Annotated in this window: 2 protein-coding genes; both read left to right on the top strand. The window is 30.5% G+C overall.

From position 1 onward, the window contains the following. Positions 1 to 79 precede the first annotated feature (79 nt). Positions 80 to 373 carry a transposase gene (locus tag CLRAG_RS17010; protein WP_065079503.1) on the top strand — a complete coding sequence of 98 codons (294 nt, stop codon included), beginning with the start codon at positions 80 to 82 and terminating at the stop codon, positions 371 to 373. A 59-nt stretch (positions 374 to 432) separates the two neighbouring features. Beyond that, the gene (locus CLRAG_RS17005; protein ID WP_167351587.1) at positions 433 to 1,326 is read left to right on the top strand and encodes an IS3 family transposase; all 894 of its coding nucleotides are present in this window, start codon (positions 433 to 435) and stop codon (positions 1,324 to 1,326) included. Positions 1,327 to 1,427 lie beyond the last annotated feature (101 nt).

Here is a 1,427-nt window from a genome sequence, read left to right as displayed (position 1 = left end):
CTCATAGGCCCCCTCATAAAGCTGGAATAATTAACTCAGTTAATTTAAAATTAATTTAGAGTTTTGAGAGGGGGTTTTTATGAATTTCATAAGAAAATATACAGAAGAAGAAAGAGTGAAAATGGTAGAAGAGGCTCTTCAATATGGTAGTAATTCTTTGGTAGCTGCTAAACATAATATTAACCCTGTACTACTTTCTAGGTGGAAGTCTTGTTATCGTAAGTATGGGCAAACATTAATGCAAAAAAAGTCTAAAGAACTTGATAGTCCAATACCTGATTACAAAAAGCAATGTGCATTACTTGCGAAGGAAAAAAAGGAGCTAGAGCTAGAAATTGCTGTGTTAAAAGACATGTTAAAAAAAAAGATTTAAATATATTTGATCCATTTATCTTTGTAAATGACTGGATTTCTACAGGAGCTCCAACTTTAATGTTGCTTAATATTGTTGGATTAAAATCATCAACATATTACCGTTGGCGAAGCCTGATAGATCAATCACTCAAACCAATTAAAAGGAATGAAGGAGTCATACCTGGATTTAGTTATATGAATGACAAACCCTTTAAAAAGGTCTATGACATTTATATTCAAAAATACATTAAGGACATTCTAAATGATGAATATGGAAAGTTTTATGGATATAAGAAAATTACAGCAGTATTAAGGGAAAAGTACAATCTAAAAATAAACAAAAAGAAAGTGTATAGACTAATGGCTTTAATGGGTGTTTTAAAGTCAGAAAGAAAGCATATAAAGCAGTATAAGCGTATATGTAAAAACCATGAAATAAAAGCTTCAAATGTTTTGTGGGAAATGGATACAAAGTACATTTATATAGCCGAAACACGTCAAGTAGCCTATTTAGCATCGATAATAGACATCTTCGACAGAAGTATTATTTCATGTGTATTATCTTTATCACCTAACTCGGAAAGTGCTAAAGAAGCATTGTTAAAAGCCTTGTATTCACGCAAAATAAAAGGAAAATCGAAAAACTTAACAATCCGCACTGATAATGGGTCACAATTTATTGCACATGATTTTGAAAAACTATGTATTAATGAAAAAATAACACATGAGAGAATACCTGCTAAAAGTCCTAATTACAACGCTCATATAGAATCATATCATAGATATTTTCAAGATGAGTGTCTTGCAGGAAAACTATTTAAAAACTTTGAAGAAGCTGAGGAAATCATTATAAACTATGTTAATGGATATAATACTAAGCGTATACATTCAGCAATAGGCTATAGAACACCTGATGCTTTTTATACTCTAAAAAATTCTAGTTTTAAAGATAGCTTAGTTGTGAGATTATAATAATTGATATGGTACTGAAAATCAGCACCATATCAAAAATGAAATTTTAAGAATTAGCTAGTATTTGAATGAATTATTCCCATTTGCGGGGGCCAATCCGA

Origin of the sequence: Clostridium ragsdalei P11 (assembly GCF_001675165.1) — a bacterium.
In the GTDB taxonomy this organism is placed as follows: domain Bacteria; phylum Bacillota; class Clostridia; order Clostridiales; family Clostridiaceae; genus Clostridium_B; species Clostridium_B ragsdalei.
This window is presented reverse-complemented; position numbering and strand designations above follow the sequence as displayed.